Here is a 19,861-nt window from a genome sequence, read left to right as displayed (position 1 = left end):
CGAGGAATGTTCGACGCAAAAAAGCTTCTCGACCAGTTCTTGGGTTCGCAGGTGCCGGGTCTCGGCGGTTCGGTCCGCGACAGGGCGGGCGATGCCGTGCAGACGGCCAGGAATAATCCGATGAAGACCGGCGCGATTGCCGCCGCGCTGCTCGGCACCAAGACCGGTCGTGGTATTGCCGGTAATGCACTGGCGATCGGCGGTCTTGCCGCGATTGCCGGCCTCGGCTACCAGGCCTACAAGAATTATCAGGCCGGGCAGGCGCCCGCTGCCCCTTCCGATGCACCGTCCGCCAATAATCCGGTGCTCCTGCCGCCGCCCGTCGAATCCGGTTTCGGACCAGCGTCGCCCGCCGGCAGCAATGAATTCGTGCTGGTGCTGATCCGCGCGATGATCGCCGCCGCCAAGGCCGACGGCCACATCGACGATGCCGAACGCGCCCTCATCATGGATAAGGTCAAGGCCGCCGATGTCAGCGGCGAGGCCGCGGCCTTCATCGAGCATGAACTCGCTTCGCCGACGGATATCGATGCGCTCGTTGCCGCCGCGACGACGGAAGAACAACGCGTCGAGCTTTACACCGCCTCGCGGCTCACCATCGACCCGGATTCGCGCGCCGAGCGCGGTTATCTCGATCTGCTTGCCGGCCGCCTCGGCCTTGCCGACCAGCTGGTCGACCATATCGAGGCGACGGTGTCCTCCGCCAAGGTGACCTTGTCACAGTGACATCTAAAGCATGTCGCGCAAAAGTGTGCAGCGGTTTTGCGACAACGACATGCGTGGAAATAAGGGCCTAAAGCGCGACGCGCTTTAGGCCGGTTGCCTTTGTCGGGCGGCTGGCCTATCCACTCTTCCGAAAAGGGGAGTGACCATGCGCGATCTTGCAAATTTCAAGGGCTGCCCGGCGCCGAAGCCGGTCACGCTGAAGGGCCGTTTCGTTACCGTAGAGCCCTATCGGCGCGCCGAACATCTCGAGGCGCTGTGGGACGGGCTCGGCGGCATGGGCATCAATCCCCTGCTTCTCTATTTCGCCCAGGACGATTTCTCCGGTATCGACGATTTCGCCAACTGGCTGGAAACCGTCTACACCAAGTCCGGCTGGCTTACCCACATCTTTCGCGACAACGCCACCGGCAAGATTGTCGGCATGGCGAATTACATGCGCGCCGACCCGGCAAACGGCGTCGTCGAGATCGGCGGGGTGGCGCACGGGGCCGAGATGAAGCGGTCGCCGCTGTCGACCGAGGTGCACTACCTGATGGCCAAGCATGTCTTCGAGGATCTCGGCTACCGCCGCTACGAATGGAAATGCGACAATAACAACGAGGCAAGCAAGACGACGGCTGCGCGTTACGGCTTCAGCTTCGAAGGGATCTTCCGCCAGCACATGATCTCCAAGCATCGCAACCGCGATACCGCCTGGTTCTCGATGATCGATGCCGAATGGCCGATGATCAACGATGCCTTCGAAGCCTGGCTTTCGCCGGAGAATTTCGACGCCGAGGGCAACCAGATACGCCGCCTGCAGGATATCCGCACCGATCTTGAAAAGAAAAGACTCGCGTGAGCCCGGAAAGCCGCTCGCAGGCGACCGCCGCCGGCATCATCCTGCTTAGCGCCGCCCTCGTCATCTATTTCCTGCCGACCATCGTGCTGTGGATCGGCAATTTCTCGCCGACGCTGGCGATTGTCGTCGGCGTCTGCCTGATCATGGCGTTTTTCGCAGTCTTCTGGCTGCGGGCGCGCTACCAGCGCCGCCGGGGAAAATAATCTTATCCCTGCAGCGAGGCCCCGAGCAGTAGGGCGCCCATCAGCATGACGAGCACGGCGCCGAGGATTTCGATGGCGTTGCTGACCCAGATCGAGGTGGTCGAGCCGCGTCCGGAGAGGCGGACGGCCGCGCTCTTGGCAGTAACGGCAAGTGTGGCAAGCAGGGAAACGGTGATCGCCGTGCCGAGCGACATGGCGGCGACCGAAAGCACGCCGCCGAGATAGAGCCCGTTCAGCAGTGAGAAGGTCATGACCAGCAATGCGCCGGAACAGGGGCGCAGACCGACGGCTACGATCGCCGACCAGGCCTCGCTGGCGCTGAACCTGTCGCCGCCGAGCAGGGCCGGATCGGGCACATGGGCATTGCCGCAGGTCTCGCAGACCATGCCGGGAACGAAGGTATGGCCGGCTTCGACAGGCTGCGCCTTGCCGTTGAAGGCATAGGCTTGGCGTTCGGCCGCATTGTCCTTCCAGTCGAGCATCATGCTGACCGGACTGGCAGGCGTCGCCATCAGCCGGCGGCGCGGCATGTTGCCCACCAGCGAGCGCAGTTTGCGGAACAGCAGCCAGCCGCCGAAAAGGATGACCATGACGAAGCTTGCGATCTCCATTGCGTGGGTCGCCGCCGTCAGCGTAATGCCGGTGCCGCGCAGCACCAGCCAGGCGCCGCCGACCAGCGCCACCGCCACCACGCCCTGAACGAAGGCAGAAATGAAGGAAATCACCACGCCGCGCTTCAGCTCGACCTCGTTGGCGATCATGTAGGAGGAGATGACCGCCTTGCCGTGTCCGGGGCCGGCGGCATGGAAGACGCCATAGGCGAAGGAGAGGCCGATCAGCGAAGCCAGCTGCCAGGGGTCTTGGCGCATCGCCTTCAAGGCGCCGGTCAGCGCCCGATAGAAAGCCTGCTGCTCGTAATTGACGTAGAGAAATAGCGGCGCAAACGGCCCGCCGGTCGGCTGGAAGCTTGGTTCCGCCGTGCCGATGCCGAGCGGCGATTGCGCATGGGCGAGGCTTGCCGCCGTCACCAGCGCGAGGACGGCGGCGGAAAAGATGAGGGGAAGGCGTTTCGTCAGCATGTGACCTCCAGCCGGGTGGCGAAGAGTTTGGACATGTTGGTGCCGGTGGGATCGTTGAAGAAGGCGTCCGTCAGCGACTGTTTGTTTTGCGAGATCACCTCGTCGGCATCCGGCCGCACCACCTGATGTTTGCAGGCCTTGAAGCCGTCTCCGACGATCGCCAGCTCGTTGTCGGTGGGAAAATCGATCGAGGTGTAGAGCGTCGGGTCGTAGACGCCGAAGGTGAGCCTGCCCTTCAGCGGCATCTTCTCCACCGGCTTCACCGCGAAGAACATCAGCAGCTGGCCATCCTTGTAGTCGACATGGATGATGTCGGGCTTCTGGACGGTGATGTTCTTCCCGTTGATCGTCAGGTTCATGTAGTAGTCGTAGTCAGCAAGAGACTTCTTGACCGTGTTGCCGACGTCGGTCAGCTCGTTCGGTTCCAGCTTCAGGTCGGTGTTCTTGTCGAAATCCATGACCACGGAGGAGGAAAAGACCTCGTCGAAGCGCCAGACATTGCGCAGTTCCTCGACACTGCCGTCCTTGCCGGCCACGACTTCGAGGCGGGCCTCGATGAAGATGTGCGGATGGGCAAAGGCGGCGGCCGGCGCCAGCGAAAGAAGCGCGGCCATCAGTATCGTTGAATGTTTCATCTATCCCGCTGCCCTGTTCGCTGCCCCAGACTTCTTGCCAGAAATTGGGACGGAATTGGGACCGGACTCCGTATCGGATTCGTGGGGCCACACGTTGAAGCGGGGCGGAATGTCGCATCGCTGCGCAGGTGCGCCGCCCTACGGATGCTTCTTGAACCAGTTGTGCAGGTAATCGACGAAGATCCTTACCTTGGCCGGCAGGTAGCGCCGGTGCGGGTAGACGGCATAGATGCCGCGGTCGGTCGGGGTGTAATCGTTGAACAGGGTCACCAGTTCGCCGCTCTCGATCGGCTTGCGGGCGATGAAATCCGGGATGAAGGCTACGCCGATGCCGGCAAGTGCCGCGCGTAATGTCGCATGCGGGCTGTTGACCTCTATCGGTCCGGAAACGGCGACGGCAAACGAGGTGTTGTCGGGATTGTGGAAGCGGATGCTCGCCTGGGTGCGCGCATTGGTATCGACGATGAAGGGGACGCTGGAAAGGGCCGTTGGGTGATCGAGATCGGGATAACGCTCGAGAAATTCAGGGGTGGCGCAGATATGGATGCGGAAATCCGAGATCTTGCGGGCGATCATGCCGGAATCTTCGAGCTTGGTGATGCGGATCGCCACGTCGAAACCTTCTTCGATCAGGTCGACGAACCGGTCGTCGGCGGCGATCTCCAGCGAAAGGTCCGGGTTCTCCTTGGCGAAATCGATCAGCGACTGGCCGACATCGGCATCGACGAAGGTGCGCGGCACGGAAATGCGAAGCCGTCCTTTGAGCTGTGCATTGTTCTCACGCACGAGATCGGCGAGGTTGTCGATCTCCTTCAGGATATCGGAGGCGGTGCGGTAATAGGTGTGGCCGGCTTCGGTCATGGAGAACTGCCGGGTGGTGCGGTTGAGCAGCAGCGCGCCGAGCTCATCCTCCAGTTCACGCACATATTTAGAGAGCAGCGCCTTTGAGCGGCCGGTGCGCCGTGCCGCGGCGGAGAAGCCTTCGGCCTCGACGACATCGATGAAGGCGCGTATGCGGGTCAAGGTATCCATGGCACCCCTCAGCTGTTTCGGAATATTGAACAAATTGCTTCCTATTGTTCAATTATTTTTTTGGCCCGAGATCAAAAAATCGCTTGATTATGAAGGCGAATATTCTTATTTCCCACTCAGCCCAAAGTCGCACGTGCCCATGGGTGTCCGCCGAACCCTCGAATTGGTGAGGAAATCGGTAAGGTACCTGGAATTAACCCCTCCAGTCGCTATTCCGGCCAACCGGAAAATGCGAGGACGCCTGAAGCAACGACGGTGCGGGCCTTTTTGTTCTCTCCCTGCTTTCCATCAGCGGGGGTTACTGAAGAGGCACACCATCATTGCCGGAAGTGCGGTTGGGATTCTCCCTCCAATCCATGGCAGACAAAGCCGAACTTACACCGCACCGCGGCGTTGGTTCACGATCTGTGCATCGAGCGCTTGCTATGGTTCCGGGGTCTCCACCGGCTGGTTCCAATGCGAGCTATCGTATGCCCTTTGTCCTCCGGTTCAAACCGGAGCTCTGGAATTGGAAGAGGGAATCGATATGACCACCCAGCGCATCCGCGACTTTCTCGCAACCCGACGTCCCGATGGTCCCTGCCTCGTGGTTGACCTCGACGTCGTTCGCGACAATTTCCACGCCTTCCGTCACGCCATGCCGGACAGCGCCATCTACTACGCCGTCAAGGCCAACCCGGCCCCGGAAGTGCTGAAGCTGCTTGCAGGCCTCGGCTCCAATTTCGATTGCGCGTCCGTTGCCGAAATCGAAATGGCGCTCGAAGCCGGTGCAACCGCCGCCCGCATCTCCTACGGCAACACGATCAAGAAGGAACGTGACGTTGCCCGCGCGCATGCGCTCGGCGTCAGCCTCTTTGCGGTCGACAGCCACGAGGAAGTCGAGAAGATCTCGCGCGCCGCTCCCGGCGCCCGTGTCTTCTGCCGCGTGCTGACCGATGGTGAAGGCGCTGAATGGCCGCTGTCGCGCAAGTTCGGCTGCGTTCCCCAGATGGCTGTCGACGTTCTCGTCTACGCCCATCAGCTTGGCCTGCAGTCCTATGGCGTCTCGTTCCATGTCGGTTCGCAGATGACCAAGGTCGATGCCTGGGATTCGGCACTCGCCGATGCCAAGCGCGTCTTCGTATCGCTTGCCAAGCAGGGCATCCACCTGCAGATGGTCAACATGGGCGGCGGCTTCCCGACCAAGTACCTGCGTGACGTTCCGTCCGCAGAAGCTTACGGCAAGTCGATCTACCAGGCGCTGCGCACGCATTTCGGCAACCAGATCCCGCAGACGATCATCGAGCCGGGCCGCGGCATGGTCGGCAATGCCGGTGTCATCAAGGCGGAAGTCGTTCTGATTTCGAAGAAGTCGGACAATGACGATGCCCGCTGGGTCTTCCTCGACATCGGCAAGTTCGGCGGTCTCGCCGAGACGATGGACGAAGCCATCCGCTATCCGATCCGCACGGAACACGATGGTGACGAGATGGAGCCCTGCGTCATTGCCGGTCCGACCTGCGATTCGGCCGACGTGCTCTACGAGAAGAACCTCTATCCGCTGCCGATCTCCCTTTCGATCGGCGACGAGGTCCTGATCGAAGGCACCGGCGCCTATACGACGACCTATTCGGCGGTCGCTTTCAACGGTTTCGACCCGTTGAAGGCCTACGTCATCTAAGGTCGTTTCCGCCGGCCCCGTAACCAGCCGGGGCGGCAACTTCACAATTTTCCTTCATCGCCGCTGATAACGGTATTGGGTACGGGAGGCCAAGATGGCCGCTGTTCTTGATTCTGTCCGCGCATTCTTTGCGCCTACCACTTTCGCCATCGACGCCGAAAATCCTTCGGATGTCGTTGCGCGTGAAAACCTGCTCGACCGCGTCATGGGACCAGATCGCCGCAAGAAGTCGTCGGAGAAGATCCGCCGCAGCCGCGTTCCGGCCGAGGGCCTTGCGCTCGTCGCGCGCGATCGCGACGGCCATGTCATCGGCACGGTGCGGCTTTGGAACATCGAGGCCGGCGTCAATGACGAAGGCACGCCGATCAATGCGCTGCTGCTCGGACCGCTCGCCATTGCGCCGCATCACGGCGGCAAGGGCATCGGCTCGGCGCTGATGCGCGCGGCGATCCTCGAAGCGAAGAAGCGCAGGCACGGTGCCGTCCTGCTCGTCGGCGATGCTGCCTATTACGAGCGCTTCGGCTTCTTTGCCGAAAAGGCTCGCCATCTTGTCATGCCGGGTCCGTTCGAACGCTCGCGCTTTCTGGCGCTCGAACTGACGGAAGGCTGGCTCGACGGCGCGGCCGGCATGATCGTCGCCTCGGGACGCATGCTGGCCGGTGCCCCGGTTCGCCGCGCAGCCTAGTGCATCGATTCTAAAAGACGCGCGGCGCTGTAAGGCTGCGCCGACCGGCCGGCCAGGTTGGGAACTTTCCCCCGGCTGCGCATCCACGCATCTGCTGTCTGCCATTCTCACCAAGGTCGGCCGGCGGCCGACGCTGGTGTTGGCGCGCGAATGGCTGGGTCCTGTCGACGGTTTCCGCATTGGCGCATGGGAGCGCGATCCGCAGGGCATCTATCTCGGCGGCAATCAGATGGCGATGAGCGCCCGGTCGCTGCTTGCCTTCGGCGAACTCTACCGTAACGGCGGCAAGACCGCCGACGGCCGCCAGATCGTCCCCGCCGACTGGATCGCCCAGTCGTGGCAGCAGCGCACCAACTCGCGCTTCTCAGGCGATGAATATGGCTATGGCTGGTTCACGCGGCAGATCGGCGGCGAGCAGGTGCATTTCGCCTGGGGTTATGGCGGGCAGATGCTCTACATCGTGCCGTCGCTCGATCTCACCGTCGTCATGACCTCGGAAGAGAGCGGTCCGTCTGCCCGAAACGGCTACAGGGACTTGCTGCACGGTCTGTTGGCGGACATCATCGGCTCGGTGCGGGCCGCTTGACGACAGCGCCGCGCGTCTTTGAGTTGCGCAAAGGGTCTGTCGCATTTTGAACTATGCAGCAGGGAAAAACCGGCGATCGTTAAATTCTTAGCGAAGGCTCCAATCAAACCGCAAAACGCTTCCTGTAAGTTCCGCGAGAATTTCGGGAAAGCGCCATGCTGCTGGATCTCAGGACAATCTATTTCATTGTTGCCGTGAGCTGTTTCGTGCTGGGGCATTCTCCAGCTTGCAGCCTATGCGACCGGTCGCTTCGAGAGGTGGCCGCTCTGGTGGGGCTTGAGCAACCTTCTTGTCGGCGTCGGTTTGTTTCTCGTCGCGCTACGCAATCTCGTTCCCACCTCTGTCTCGATCGACGGCGGCAATATCGTCACCATCGCCGGCTACATGCTGATGTTCCTTGCCGTACGGGTGTTTTCGGGACGAGCGCTCGACCAGCGCACTTTCTGGCTTGCCATCTTCGTCGTCAGCGTTCCTGTCGCGCTTATTGTCCGCGATCCCTCGGCAGTCTCGGCGAGGCTCCTCTACGTCTCCGTCATCTGCTGCCTCTGCGATCTTGCCGTCGCAAGGGAGGCAATCATCATTGCCCGGTGCGAGAAGCTGTATTCGGCAGCGCTGCTTGTCGGCCTCTACGCCTGCACTGCCGCGATTTTTGCGGTTCGCAGCATTCTCGCGGCGACCGGTGAGATTGGCGGGCCGGATCCTTTCGGCGGCAGTGCAGTTCACAGCTGGATGGCGGTATCGGCGGTCGCGTTCATCATGCTGCGCAGCATGGCGATGGTGCTGATGGCCGCCGAGCGCAGCCGAAATCAGCTGACGGAACTCGCTCACCACGATCCGCTGACCGGCGCCCTCAATCGCGGCGGCCTTGCCCAGCATCTGCCGGCGCTCGGCTTCCAGCCGGTATCGCTGCTGATCATCGATATCGACCATTTCAAGCAGCTGAACGACAGGCATGGCCATGCCGCCGGCGACGATATCCTGCGGCTTTTCGCCAGTGTTTCGAGAAGCATCATGCGCTCCGACGACCTGCTCGCCCGTCAAGGTGGGGATGAGTTCCTGGCGGTGCTGAAAAATGCTTCCCGGCAGGATGCGGTGATTATTGCCGAACGCATCCGTCTCGCCTTCGCCGCTGCCGTCCTGCAGCGACCGGATCTGGCGATCTTTCCGACGCTGAGCATCGGCGTTGCCGCGCGCGCGGAAAGCGGCGGAGATTTTGAACGGCTGATGCAGAAGGCGGACGAGGCGCTCTATCGTTCGAAGCGTGAAGGCCGCAACCGCGTCGAGGCCTTCAGCGAAAATCAGCAAGCCGCCTAGGATCGGGCGAATTCCCTATTCAGGACAGCTCTAGATATTCTGATCCATCGTCTCGGCCGGGATTTCGTCGACGCGGTGGACGCGCACGAGCGTCGCCGGCACGCCGGCGACCGTGCAATGCGTGGGAACCGACTTGAGCACGACGCTGCCGGCGGCGACTTTGCTGAAGGCGCCGATTTCGATATTGCCGAGGATCTTGGCGCCCGCGCCGATCATCACGCCGTGGCGGATCTTCGGGTGGCGGTCGCCGGTCTCCTTGCCGGTGCCGCCGAGCGTGACGTTCTGCAGGATCGACACTTCATCCTCGATGACCGCTGTTTCGCCGATGACGATGCCCGAACCGTGGTCGAGCATGATGGACGCGCCGATCCGCGCCGCCGGATGGATATCCGGGCCAAAGACCAGCGAAACGAGATTGGCGAGCCAACTGGCGATCTCCGGACGGCCGGCGGTCCAGAGCGCATGGGCGATGCGATGCGTCTGCAGCGCATGAAAGCCCTTGAGATTGAGAAGCGCGTGCAGAAATGTCGTGCAGGCCGGATCGCGCTCGCGCACGGCGATGAGATCGGCCTCGACCTTTCGCATGATATCGCCATCAAGTGTGGACAGGATGAGATCGAACAGATCACCCGTTTCCACCTGCGCCACGGAGAGCCGCGCGGCCAGCACGCGGGCGATGATCTCATCGTTGCCAGCGGTGTCCGTTACCTGAGCGGCAAGCAGCCGCCGCAATATCGGCTCGCGTGCGGCAAGCTCAACGGCCTCGGCGCGGATCACGGTCCAGACGGATGCGTCGCCCAAAGCCTGCGGCTGTTGTTCGGTCAAACCGAGGCCGGTCGATTTCGACATTCTCGTTTCCTCTATCAGCCAAGGTGGCGCGCAAAGCGCTTCCTGCTCGTGCTTCATGTTTCGCCCGGGCAAGGCGTTTGGCAAGCCCCGATATCCTATGGCCTTGGGTCCGATAGCATATTCTAGCCGGATGGCTGCAGGCGAGCAGTCAGCTCCGGAAGCAGGCGCCAATGATAGAGTACATCAGGCTCCCGTTCTTCGTTGTCGGCGCCATCGGTCTCCTCCTCGGCGATAAAACCGTGCCGTTCGTAGAAAGCGCGAGCGCCCGCATTGCGCTGAAACGTCCAGAGCCTGATCTCGTTCATCTCCTCCTTGGCGCAGCCAAGGAGGGAGGAGCCGATGCCCATGCCCTGGAACCCGGGGAGAACGTAAAGCTGCTCTATCCAGTTGTCGCCATAGGCGATGACACCGACGAGCCGGTTGCCCATGGCAGCGCCGAGGATCGAGCAATTCGGTAGCAGATGCATGCGCCAATACTGCTCCTCTTCCTCGGGCGTATGGACATCCGGCAGCCAGGGCAGCCGCTGCCACAGGGCGACACGTCTGATTTCGGCCGCGGCTTGCATGTGATTGGCCGTGAGCGCCACGATTTCGGATACCGTCAAGGCGTCGTCCATCGCCGGCAACGCGCCTCAAGCCGAAATATCGACGACGCCGCAGTCGCCGGCTTCGGAGCCGAAGGCGAGCAGCTTGCCGTTTTTGCTCCAACTCATCGCCGTGATCGCGCCCTTGCCGGGTCGGCGCAGGAGCGCTTCCTTGCTGTCGGTGATGCGCACAGCCAGGATCATGCCGTCGATGAAGCCGATGGCGAGGATGTCTTCGAGCGGATGGAACTTCACCGCGGTCGCCATGATATTGGCGCGGGTGCCGAGCTCCATCGGCGCCTTGCCCATCGGCCCGTCCTTGCCCTGGAAGGGCCAGACGATTGCCGCAGGCGCGCCTGAAGACGCGAGCCACTTGCCCTTGACCGACCAGGAGAGCGATTTCACCTTGGCGGGGTAGCCGGTCATGCGCATGTGGCGAGCTTCGGTACCGGGCTTGATGTCGAGCTTCCAGCCGTGCAGTGCGTTTTCCTGCATCGAGGTGACGAGGAAATTGCCATCAGGCGAGAAGGTGACGCCGGTATGCGCACCCTTCCATTCCAGGTCGACCGGCTTGGCGTTCATACCGATCCAGTGCAGCGACACGCCGTTGTAGCGCGCCGCCGCGATGCGTAGGCCCTTCGGCGCAAAGGCAAGGCCTTCGACCGTGCGCTCTTCGGCGAATTCCTTGGTCGTGCCGTCGGCAAGGCGCACCAGTGAACTCTTGCCGTAGGAATAGGCAACGGCACCCTGCGGGCCGGCTGCGACCTGCGAAATCCACTTGCGCGGCGCGGTCGCGATCTCGCTGACGCTGCCGTCGGCGGCAATGCGCAGCACCTTGCCGTCCTCGCCGCCCGAGATCAGGCTCTCGCTATAGGGATCGCGGATCGCGGTGAGCATGCCCTGGTGGGCTTCGGAAACCCTGTCGCCGCCGTCCAGCCGGTGGAATGTACCGTTTGCGCTTGCGAAGAAGGGAACATCACCTAAAAATTCGACGGCCAGAACGTGGCCGTCGAGATCAAGCGGTGCAACTGTCGGCATCAGGCGGCTGCCTCGCAGGCCTTGAAGGAGGCTTCGAGCTTCTCGCGGTCAAGTTCGCGGCCGATGAAGACGAGACGGCTCTCGTGCTTTTCGCCTTCCTTCCACGGCCGCTGGTGGTCGCCCTCGATGATCATGTGCACGCCCTGAACGACGTAACGCTCGGGATCGTCTTTGAAGGCGATGATGCCCTTAAGACGCAGGATATTTGGCCCCTGCGTCTGGGTGACCTTCTGGATCCAGGGGAAGAAGCGCTCCGGGTTCATCTCTGCGCCGCGCAGCGACACCGACTGCACCGTCACATCGTGGATCGCCGACATCGCGCCATGTTGATGGGCGCCATGGTGATGATGGTCGTGGCCGTGGTCACCATGCTGATGATCATGGTCATGATGGTGGTGGTCGTGATCGCAATCGGGGCCGCAGACATGGTCGTCATGGCCGTGCTCGAGGAAATGCGGATCGTTTTCGAGCGCGCGCTCCAGGTTGAAGGCGCCCTGATCGAGCACGCGGGCGAGGTCGACGCCGGAGCGGCTGGTCTTGTAAACTCGGGCGGCCGGGTTGATGGCGCGGACGATATCCTCGATCACATCAAGTTCTTCCGGGGTCACCAGGTCGCTCTTGTTGATGATGACGACGTCGGCGAAGGCGATCTGGTCCTCGGCCTCGCGGCTGTCCTTCAGGCGCAGCGGCAGGTGCTTGGCATCGACGAGGGCGACGACGGCGTCGAGCTCGGTCTTGGCGCGCACATCGTCATCCATGAAGAAGGTCTGGGCGACTGGCACCGGATCGGCAAGGCCCGTCGTCTCGACGATGATGCCGTCGAAGCGGCCGGGGCGGCGCATCAGGCCTTCGACAACGCGGATCAGGTCGCCGCGCACCGTGCAGCAGACACAGCCATTGTTCATCTCGTAGATTTCTTCGTCCGACTCGACGATCAGGTCGTTGTCGATGCCGATTTCGCCGAATTCATTGACGATGACCGCATATTTCTTGCCGTGACTTTCGGAGAGAATGCGGTTGAGCAATGTCGTCTTGCCGGCGCCGAGATAACCGGTGAGCACGGTAACGGGAATGGGCTTCAGGGTGGAGATCGCGTCGGTCATGAGAACCTCTAGGATTTAGGCGTGCGGCCGAGCGGCTTGGGATCGGCTGCTTGAACGGTTGGTCTCATATAATGGCTTGAGCGTGGCAGTTCAAAGGGTTTTATAATGTTATAAGATCACGTCGTCTGGCCGGTGCAGATGCCCCCATAGTCACCGCAGTTGCGCGACATCGAATGCATCGACGTCACTCAGCAATTCCACCAGTCCTTTTACCGCATGGGCAATCAGCGCCTCGCCTTTCTCTACTGTGGCGGCGGCGGCGTTTCCCGCCACGCCTTCAGCATTGAGGTCCGACATCTTCCAGCCGAAGGCGTGCGGCCCGTAGGCGCGCAGATGCTTGAAACGCTCGGCGAATTCCGTCTGCCGCGAGGAAAAGTTCGCCGCCTTCGCCATATCAACCTTGTCGGGATGAAGCGCCAGCATCACCGATGTCTCGATATCGCCGCCATGGATGCCGATCGCCTTTTCCTCCGGCGTGACCACGCCATCCGGCAGGCCGAAACGGGTCCAGCTCGTTGCCACCGCCAGCATGGCGAAGCGGAGCCGCGCCTCGGTCGCGACAATGGTCACGATGGGCGAATTGCCGCCATGGGCGTTCAGCATCACCAATTTGCGGATGCCCTGCTTTGCCAGCCCCTCGGCGATGCCGAGCCAGCGGTTTACCGCTTCGTCGAAGGCAAGCGTCTTCGTTCCTTCAACATCCATATGCTCTATGGAATAGCCGACAGATTCGGCGGGCAGGAAGGTGACCGGCAGGCCGGCAGGCAAGGCTATCTTCAATCGTCCGGCGATGCCTTCGGCAATCAGGGTGTCGGTTTCGAAGGGCAGGTGAGGGCCGTGCTGTTCATGGGCGCCGAGCGGCAGCACGGCGATCAGATGGCGCCCGTCAGGTGTAGAGGCCGGGTTGCTGTCCTCGAAGCGCGGCGAAGGTGTCATCATCCGGTCGTTGCCTCTTGTTTATGACGAGATCCTGAGCAATGTCATATCGCAGCGGCGCCGGGGCTTAAAGATCAAAGGGATGGCTATGGGAAAGAAGCACAAGGACGGCAAAAAGAACAAGTCCAAGAAGAAGGATCAGACCGAGTATACGCTCGTCGATCTCTCTCCGGCTCTGACCCAGGCGGCACGTTCCATGCGGACAGTGCTCTCGCGCAACCTGCTCGAAAGCGGCCTCTATGCCGGCCAGGATGGCGTCATCCTCTCGCTTGCCGAGAGCGACGGCATGACGGCCGGCGGCCTTGCCCAGAAGCTCGGCGTCAAAGCGCCGACGATGACGCGCACCATCGGCCGCATGGAAGCGCAGGGCTTTCTCGAGCGTAAGCCCGATGCGGAGGATGCGCGCCTCACCAAGGTCTATCTCACCGAACTCGGCCGCGGCAGCGTGCAAGGGATCGAGATGGCGGCCTCGGCCTGCGACAAGTTGGCGACGCAGGAGTTCTCCGAGAAGGAAATTCGCAATCTCGTCCGATTGCTGAAGGCGATCGATGCCAATCTGCAGGCCGAAGCCATTCATATCGAAGAACCGGACGAAGACTGAAATTTCCCCGAAAGACGAATTGCTTCCATCGATTAAATCTTTTAATTAAACATTTTAAGGGCCGCGCCGGTTTGACGGCGGGGTCTTGACTGCCTTGCGTGCTGCCTGGAGGAGGACACGTGGTTCAGAAGATCAAGCTTTCGACAATCGCCGAAACGCTCGGCATTTCTACGGCGACCGTATCGCTTGCCTTACGCGACAGTCCGCTCGTCGCCGGCAATACCCGGGAGAAGATCAAGGAACAGGCGCGCGCGCTGGGCTATATCTACAATCGCCGTGCCGCCAGCCTTCGGACCTCGCGCTCCGGCATCATCGGCGTCGTCGTGCACGACATCATGAACCCGTTCTATGGCGAGATCCTGAAGGCGATCGAAAGCGAGCTTGATCGCAGCCGCCACACCTTCATCCTTTCCAACCATTACGACAATGTCGAGAAGCAGCGCACCTTCATCGAGACGCTGCTGCAGCTCGGTGGCGACGGCGTCATCATGTCGCCGGCGATCGGTACTCCGCCTGAAGACGTGCAGCTGGCAGAAGACAACGGCATGCCGGCGATCCTCGTCGCCCGCTCGATGGAAGGGCAGGACCTGCCGACCTATCGCGGTGACGACAGCTACGGCATCTCGCTTGCCACCAACCACCTGATCGGCCTTGGTCATCGCTCGATCGCCATGATCGGCGGCACGGACCAGACATCCACCGGCCGCGACCGTTACCAGGGCTATGTCAATTCGCTGCGCAAGGCCGGCATCGAGGTCGATCCGAACTTGCGCATTCCCGGTCCGCGCTCGAAACAGGGCGGTTTCGAGGCGGCCGTGCATTTCCTTTCGCTGCCGCAGAAGCCGACCGCGGCCGTCTGCTGGAACGATCTCGTAGCGATCGGCCTGATGAACGGCATTGCGCGCGCGGGCCTGGTGCCGGGACGCGATATTTCCGTCACCGGCTACGACGATCTCGAGGAGGCCTCGATCGCTACGCCGGCGCTAACGACCGTCTGGAACGGTCAGGCCGAGGTCGGGCGCCTGGCCGCTCGGGCGCTGCTCGATCGCCTTGCCGGCAGCCATGAGCCTGATGGCATGCATCTGATCAAACCAGAAATGCGCATTCGCCAGTCCACCAGTCCCCATCGGCCGCGCGCCTGAACCGACCGCCATATCCAAGAGGAAAAGCCATGTCCCGCATCGCCATTCTCGTTCCTGGGAAGATACACGAGCGTGTTCTCGAAAGATTGAAGGATCGGTTTGAGATTATCGCCGTCCCACGCGAGGAGAAGCTTGCGCTGGACGGCGAGACTGCCGGCCGTATCCGCGGCGTCGCCGTGTCCGGCTCCTTCCCAGGCGCCTGGATAGACCAGCTGCCGCATGCCGAAGTGATCGCCAATTTCGGTGTCGGTTATGACGGCGTCGATGTGAAACATGCCGCCGAAAAAGGCATTGTCGTCACCAATACGCCTGATGTGCTGAACGACGAGGTCGCCGATACGGCGATCGGCCTGCTGCTGAACACGGTTCGCGAGTTGCCGCGGGCCGAAGCGTGGCTGCGTGCCGGCAACTGGAAGCCGGGAACAGCCTATCCGCTGTCGCGTTTCTCGCTCAAGGGCCGCCATATCGGGCTTTACGGCCTTGGCCGCATCGGGCTCGAAATCGCCAAGCGGCTGGAGCCGTTCAAGGTGAAGATCAGTTATCACACACGTTCGCGCCACGCCGATGTGTCCTACGATTATCACCCGACGTTGAAGGGGCTGGCGGAAGCGGTGGATACGCTGATCGCCATCGTTCCGAAGACGCCGCAGACACACAAGACGATCGATGCGGATATTCTGGCAGCACTCGGCCCAAACGGCATTCTCGTCAACGTCGGCCGTGGCTGGACGGTGGACGAGGCGGCGCTGAGTGCCGCTCTTGCCTCCGGCGCGCTCGGTGCTGCCGGCCTCGACGTTTTCTATGAAGAGCCGACCGTGCCGGCCGACCTGCTGGGGCCGACCAACGCCGTGCTGCTGCCGCACGTCGCCTCCGCGTCCGTGCCGACACGCAATGCAATGGCCGATCTCGTTGCCGACAATCTCATCGCCTGGTTCGATAAGGGTGCGGCGCTGACGCCGGTGCCGGAGACGCCGCAGAAGGCCTAGGCGCGTCGGATAGAATTCTGCGCCTGGCTCAACCACGAACGCGACGACGATCACCGTTGATTGATGTTTCCACGCCCGGTGGGTCTGGTGGTCACGCGATCGCCTGCGCCGGGATGACCGGCCGCTTGGCGGCGGCATAGGCGCGGACGGCGTCGCCGAAAGCAGCGAACAGCTGGTTCGAAGACTTGTCGGTTTCAGCCCAATATTCCGGATGCCATTGCACGCCGACGGCGAAAGCCTTGGCGTCGATGACGGAAACGGCCTCCACCGTGCCGTCCTCGGCGATCGCTTCCACCTGCAGGCGTGGGGCGGTTCTGGCAATTGCCTGGCGATGCAGGGAATTCACGCGGATCTCGCCCGGTCCGAGAATGGCTGCGATGCAGGAGCCTTCCTTGACGTGGACGGTCTGGCGAATGGCGTACATGCCGTCCCGGTCGACGCCTTCTGGCCGGCGATGGTCCCAGATGCCGGGCTGCTCCTGAATCTCGCTTGCCAGCGAGCCGCCGAGGGCGACATTCAGCTCCTGGATGCCGCGGCAGATGGCGAGCAGCGGGATGGCGCGGTCAATGGCGCGGCGGATGAGCGGCAGGCTGGTGGCGTCGCGGGCGGGGTCGAAGGGGCCGTCCTTGTCATTCGCCTCGGCACCGTAGAGCAAGGGATGAACATTGCTGGCCGAACCGGAGACCAGCAGACCGTCGACGCGGTCGAGGATCGCGTCGGTATCGTAGCCCTCCTCGAAAGCGGGGATGATGAAGGCCATGACACCGGATGCGTTCAATGCGGCGCGCAGATATTGATGCTGCACGGCATGCCAGGTCGCGCCGTCGAAGCTACGGATATCGGCAGGAATGGCAACGATCGGTTTCGTCATATCAGCCCCGGTGAAAATCTTTATTCTCGTCGTTTCTTCCGCCTGAACGGCCGTCAAGTCAACGCTTGGCTGCATTAGGCAGCCAAATTGCGACGGAGGCGGCGCCCTGCCTTTCCGGTTTACCGCTAAGCCGCTGATTCTGATGGATACGTGCGCGTTGCCTTATTGCCGTCTTGATGCCAAAGGCTAATAGACTAAAGCTTGAATCGCGGCCCCCGCCATGCTTAGGTTTGCCCTTGCTGCGGGTGGGGGTGAAGATCGCCGCGCAGTACCATCTATACGGGAGGTTTTTGATGGATCGTCGTTCGTTTTTCAAGAAGGCGGGAACCGCCGGCGCCGGTGCGGTTGCCGCAACGGCATTGGCAGCGCCTGCGATCGCGCAGGAGAATCCGAAGATCGCGTGGCGCATGACGTCGTCGTTTCCGAAGAGCTTGGATACGATCTATGGCGGCGCCGAGGATATCGCCAAGCATGTTGCCGCGGCGACGGATGGCAATTTCACGATCCAGCCCTTCGCGGCCGGTGAAATCGTGCCGGGCCTGCAGGCCGTCGATGCCGTTGCCGCCGGTACGGTCGAAGCAGCCCATACCACCTCCTATTATTTCGTCGGCAAGGACCCGACCTACGCCATCGGAACGGCCATTCCGTTCGGGCTGAACAGCCGTCTGACCAATGCCTGGTACTATGAAGGCAACGGCAACAAGCTGATGAACGAGTTTTATGCCACGCAGGGCATGTATGCGCTGCCGGCTGGCAATACCGGTGCGCAGATGGGCGGCTGGTTCCGCAAGGAAATCAATACGCTCGATGACCTCAAGGGCGTCAAGATGCGCATTGCCGGCCTTGCCGGTCGCGTCATGGAGAAGGTCGGCGTCATCCCGCAGCAGATCGCCGGCGGCGATATCTATCCGGCGTTGGAAAAAGGCACGATCGATGCGGCGGAATTCGTCGGCCCCTATGACGACCTGAAGCTCGGCTTCCACAAGGTGGCGAAGTACTACTATTATCCGGGCTGGTGGGAAGGTGGCCCGACGGTGCACGGGTTCTTCAATCTCGAAAAATGGAGCAGCCTGCCCAAGCATTATCAGGCAGCGCTGACCGACGCCTGCGCCTTCGCCAACACCAACATGCTGGCGAAGTACGACACGAAGAACCCGACCGCGCTGAAGCAGCTGGTCGCGGAAGGCGCGACGCTGCGCCCGTTCAGTCAGGAGATCATGGAAGCCTGCTTCCAGGCGGCGACGGGCATCTACAGCGAAATTTCGGGCACGAACCAGTATTTCAAGAAGATCTACGACGACCAGACCGCCTTCAAGCGGGATGCCTATCTGTGGATGCAGCTGTCGGAGTACACCTTCGATACGTTCATGATGATCCAGCAACGGGCCGGGAAGCTTTAAGGCTTTCCGCCGGCAGGCTCGGCGCTTTAGACGAATGCGATACCAGAACCCCGGATTTCCGTCCGGGGTTTTGTTTTTGCTGGACTATTTCGCCGGTGGCGGCGGTGCTCCCGGCAGGCCGTTCAGTGGCGGCAGGGTCAGGCCGGGGATCTGCGGTGAGCCATTGCCGCCGCCGCCCAGCGGTGGCAGGCCGAGCTGGCCGCCGAAGCCCGGGACTTCGATCTTGATCGAGTTCGGGTCGACCTTCGGGCCGTGATCCAGCCAATAGGTTACCGATTGCGGCCAGAAGATCACGATCGCAACCAGGATCAGCTGCATGCCGACCCAGGGGAGCGCGCCCATGTAGATATCCGAGGTCTTGACGTCCTTGCTGGCGATTGAGCGCAGATAGAAGAGCGCGAAGCCGAAGGGCGGATGCATGAAGCTCGTCTGCATGTTGACGCAGATCAGGACGCCGAACCAGATCAGGTCGATGCCGAGACTGGAGGCGACGGGTGCGAGCATCGGGATGACGATGAAGGCGATCTCGAAGAAATCGAGGAAGAAGGCGAGCACGAAGATGAAGATGTTGACGAAGATCAGGAAACCGACCGGCCCGCCGGGAATGCCCGACAGCATGTGCTCGATCCAGCGCGAGCCGTCCATGCCCTGGAAGACCAGGCTGAAACAGGTGGAGCCGATCAGGATCATCACCACCATGGATGTGATGTGCGTGGTCGATGACATGGCTTCGCGGATCAGCGGCCAGGTGAGGCGGCGATTCATGGCGGCAAGCACAATGGCGCCGACGACGCCGAGCGCGCCTGCTTCCGTCGGCGTTGCAAGGCCCATGAAGATCGTGCCGAGCACCAGGAAGATCAGCACGATCGAGGGGACCATGCCCATCAGCACCTTCACGAGCAGAGCCCAGTTGAAATCGCCGCGCACCTCTTTCGGCAGCGGCGGCATCGATTTCGGCCGGATAATCGACATGACCAGGATGAAGAGGACGAAGATCGTCACCTGCAAGATCGAGGGGCCGATCGCGCCGAGATACATGTCACCGACCGACCTGCCGAGCTGATCGGCGAGAACGACGAGCACGAGCGAAGGTGGGATCACCTGGGTGATCGTGCCCGAGGCGGCGATGACGCCGGTGGCAAGGCGCGGATTGTAGCCGTAGCGCAGCATGATCGGCAGCGAGATCACCCCCATGGTGATCACGGAAGCGGCCACCGTGCCGGTGATCGCGCCGAGCACGGCGCCGACGAGGATGACGGCATAGGCGAGGCCGCCGGGTATGCCACCGAAGAGTTTGCCGGTGCCTTCGAGCAGATCCTCGGCAAGCCCGCAGCGCTCCAGTATCGCGCCCATGAAGGTGAAGAAGGGAATGGCGAGCAGGAGGTCGTTGGAAAGGATGCCGAAGAAGCGCGGCGGCAGCGCTTGTAACCAGACCGCGCCGAAATGGCCGGTGACGATGCCGATAATGCCGAAGAACAGGCCGACGGCGGCGAGCGAAAAGGCGACCGGAAAGCCGTAAAGCATGAAGATGACCATGCCCAGGAACATGGCCGGCGGGATGATACCGAAATCAAACAAGTCCGTTTCTCC

Annotated in this window: 19 protein-coding genes and 2 pseudogenes; 11 read left to right on the top strand and 10 right to left on the bottom strand. The window is 61.9% G+C overall.

The features are described 5' to 3' along the window. The first annotated feature begins 6 nt into the window (after window positions 1-6). From AC244Q_RS19265 to AC244Q_RS19255, 3 genes are all read left to right on the top strand, one after another. Window positions 7-726 (top strand): tellurite resistance TerB family protein, encoded by a 720-nt coding sequence (locus tag AC244Q_RS19265; protein WP_113546983.1) that lies wholly within the window; start codon window positions 7-9, stop codon window positions 724-726. 145 nt (window positions 727-871) lie between these two features. Then, a complete protein-coding gene (locus AC244Q_RS19260; RefSeq protein ID WP_128405909.1) occupies window positions 872-1,567 on the top strand; it encodes a GNAT family N-acetyltransferase in 696 nt (231 codons plus the stop codon). Beyond that, on the top strand, window positions 1,564-1,770 hold the full coding sequence (locus tag AC244Q_RS19255) for a hypothetical protein (protein WP_012759018.1): 207 nt from the start codon (window positions 1,564-1,566) through the stop codon (window positions 1,768-1,770). Before AC244Q_RS19260 ends, AC244Q_RS19255 begins: the two co-directional genes overlap by 4 nt. Window positions 1,771-1,772: 2 nt before the next feature. Here AC244Q_RS19255 and AC244Q_RS19250 read toward each other — a convergent pair whose 3' ends face one another. From AC244Q_RS19250 to AC244Q_RS19240, 3 genes are all read right to left on the bottom strand, one after another. Further along, window positions 1,773-2,849 carry a nickel/cobalt transporter gene (locus AC244Q_RS19250; RefSeq protein WP_128405910.1) on the bottom strand — a complete coding sequence of 359 codons (1,077 nt, stop codon included), beginning with the start codon at window positions 2,847-2,849 and terminating at the stop codon, window positions 1,773-1,775. Beyond that, window positions 2,843-3,484 (bottom strand): DUF1007 family protein, encoded by a 642-nt coding sequence (locus AC244Q_RS19245; protein ID WP_012759016.1) that lies wholly within the window; start codon window positions 3,482-3,484, stop codon window positions 2,843-2,845. The genes AC244Q_RS19250 and AC244Q_RS19245 overlap by 7 nt, the downstream gene beginning before the upstream one ends. A gap of 138 nt (window positions 3,485-3,622) precedes the next feature. Next, window positions 3,623-4,516, bottom strand: coding sequence for a LysR family transcriptional regulator (locus AC244Q_RS19240; protein ID WP_003542994.1), 894 nt, complete (start codon window positions 4,514-4,516; stop codon window positions 3,623-3,625). A 526-nt stretch (window positions 4,517-5,042) separates the two neighbouring features. On the opposite strand from AC244Q_RS19240, the gene odc2 reads away from it, so the two are divergent. From odc2 to AC244Q_RS19220, 4 genes and pseudogenes are all read left to right on the top strand, one after another. Further along, entirely contained in the window at window positions 5,043-6,176 is a 1,134-nt protein-coding gene (gene odc2 / locus AC244Q_RS19235) for an ornithine/lysine decarboxylase (RefSeq protein WP_003542992.1), read from the top strand. Window positions 6,177-6,270: 94 nt separating this feature from the next. Beyond that, the gene (locus tag AC244Q_RS19230; RefSeq protein ID WP_012759015.1) at window positions 6,271-6,861 is read left to right on the top strand and encodes a GNAT family N-acetyltransferase; all 591 of its coding nucleotides are present in this window, start codon (window positions 6,271-6,273) and stop codon (window positions 6,859-6,861) included. Window positions 6,862-6,937: 76 nt separating this feature from the next. After that, window positions 6,938-7,447: pseudogene (locus AC244Q_RS19225) on the top strand (serine hydrolase); the annotation flags it as partial. A gap of 155 nt (window positions 7,448-7,602) precedes the next feature. Beyond that, window positions 7,603-8,761 (top strand): annotated as a pseudogene (locus AC244Q_RS19220) (GGDEF domain-containing protein). A gap of 30 nt (window positions 8,762-8,791) precedes the next feature. Here the strand turns inward: AC244Q_RS19220 and cysE are convergent. From cysE to AC244Q_RS19195, 5 genes are all read right to left on the bottom strand, one after another. Further along, window positions 8,792-9,610 (bottom strand): serine O-acetyltransferase, encoded by an 819-nt coding sequence (cysE, locus tag AC244Q_RS19215; RefSeq protein WP_012759012.1) that lies wholly within the window; start codon window positions 9,608-9,610, stop codon window positions 8,792-8,794. Between the two features lie 122 nt (window positions 9,611-9,732). After that, window positions 9,733-10,227, bottom strand: coding sequence for a GNAT family N-acetyltransferase (locus AC244Q_RS19210; protein ID WP_026157479.1), 495 nt, complete (start codon window positions 10,225-10,227; stop codon window positions 9,733-9,735). Window positions 10,228-10,242: 15 nt separating this feature from the next. Further along, entirely contained in the window at window positions 10,243-11,232 is a 990-nt protein-coding gene (locus AC244Q_RS19205; protein ID WP_012759010.1) for a WD40 repeat domain-containing protein, read from the bottom strand. Then, window positions 11,232-12,335 (bottom strand): CobW family GTP-binding protein, encoded by a 1,104-nt coding sequence (locus AC244Q_RS19200; protein WP_128405911.1) that lies wholly within the window; start codon window positions 12,333-12,335, stop codon window positions 11,232-11,234. Before AC244Q_RS19200 ends, AC244Q_RS19205 begins: the two co-directional genes overlap by 1 nt. Before the next feature lie 150 nt (window positions 12,336-12,485). Then, window positions 12,486-13,274, bottom strand: coding sequence for a creatininase family protein (locus AC244Q_RS19195; protein ID WP_012759008.1), 789 nt, complete (start codon window positions 13,272-13,274; stop codon window positions 12,486-12,488). 85 nt (window positions 13,275-13,359) lie between these two features. Here AC244Q_RS19195 and AC244Q_RS19190 point away from each other — a divergent pair, with 85 nt between their 5' ends. The 3 genes from AC244Q_RS19190 to AC244Q_RS19180 all read left to right on the top strand — a co-directional run bounded on the left by AC244Q_RS19190 (window position 13,360) and on the right by AC244Q_RS19180 (window position 16,000). Beyond that, on the top strand, window positions 13,360-13,872 hold the full coding sequence (locus tag AC244Q_RS19190) for a MarR family winged helix-turn-helix transcriptional regulator (RefSeq protein WP_012759007.1): 513 nt from the start codon (window positions 13,360-13,362) through the stop codon (window positions 13,870-13,872). 119 nt (window positions 13,873-13,991) lie between these two features. Further along, on the top strand, window positions 13,992-15,014 hold the full coding sequence (locus tag AC244Q_RS19185) for a LacI family DNA-binding transcriptional regulator (RefSeq protein ID WP_003542973.1): 1,023 nt from the start codon (window positions 13,992-13,994) through the stop codon (window positions 15,012-15,014). 29 nt (window positions 15,015-15,043) lie between these two features. Beyond that, window positions 15,044-16,000: a 2-hydroxyacid dehydrogenase gene (locus tag AC244Q_RS19180; protein WP_128405912.1), complete on the top strand. Its 957-nt coding sequence runs from the start codon at window positions 15,044-15,046 to the stop codon at window positions 15,998-16,000. A 91-nt stretch (window positions 16,001-16,091) separates the two neighbouring features. Here the strand turns inward: AC244Q_RS19180 and AC244Q_RS19175 are convergent, their stop codons facing one another. Beyond that, window positions 16,092-16,871 (bottom strand): gamma-glutamyl-gamma-aminobutyrate hydrolase family protein, encoded by a 780-nt coding sequence (locus AC244Q_RS19175; protein WP_012759005.1) that lies wholly within the window; start codon window positions 16,869-16,871, stop codon window positions 16,092-16,094. A 293-nt stretch (window positions 16,872-17,164) separates the two neighbouring features. On the opposite strand from AC244Q_RS19175, the gene AC244Q_RS19170 reads away from it, so the two are divergent. Then, window positions 17,165-18,271: a TRAP transporter substrate-binding protein gene (locus AC244Q_RS19170; RefSeq protein ID WP_003552852.1), complete on the top strand. Its 1,107-nt coding sequence runs from the start codon at window positions 17,165-17,167 to the stop codon at window positions 18,269-18,271. A gap of 84 nt (window positions 18,272-18,355) precedes the next feature. Here AC244Q_RS19170 and AC244Q_RS19165 read toward each other — a convergent pair whose 3' ends face one another. Beyond that, window positions 18,356-19,849, bottom strand: coding sequence for a TRAP transporter large permease (locus AC244Q_RS19165; RefSeq protein ID WP_128405913.1), 1,494 nt, complete (start codon window positions 19,847-19,849; stop codon window positions 18,356-18,358). Between the last annotated feature and the right edge of the window lie 12 nt (window positions 19,850-19,861).

This window comes from Rhizobium sp. CB2179 (assembly GCF_057653455.1).
Note: the sequence above shows the minus strand (reverse complement) of the source record. Positions and strands in the feature narration are given on the sequence as shown.